Consider the following 272-nt stretch of genomic DNA (forward strand, 5'->3'; position numbering starts at 1 on the left):
TTTCGCCGATAATGACAGTAGTATCCTGTCCAAAAATTTTCCCGTATGCAACTAAGCAGAGTAAAAAAAGTACTTGTTTCGTCATTTAGCAAAACTCATTTTGTAATCCACTTTTATTTTCCCTTTACTGATATCATTAAGTTTACCCTGTAACATTTTCTTACGCAAGGGTTTTAAATAGTCAATAAATAGTTTCCCTTCAATATGATCGTATTCATGTAATATGACCCTGGCAGTTATACCGGAAAAAGTATTAACATGTTCAACAAAGT

1 protein-coding gene is annotated in these 272 nt (G+C 32.4%); it reads right to left on the reverse strand.

What is annotated here, in order from left to right; all coding sequences use genetic code 11:
- Positions 1–81 precede the first annotated feature (81 nt).
- A partial coding sequence (locus VJI93_RS08830) for a peptide deformylase (RefSeq protein WP_324009328.1) occupies positions 82–272 on the reverse strand: 191 nt, incomplete at its 5' end.

The sequence above is a fragment of the Parvimonas sp. M20 genome (assembly GCF_035282425.1).
Taxonomy (GTDB): domain Bacteria; phylum Bacillota; class Clostridia; order Tissierellales; family Peptoniphilaceae; genus Parvimonas.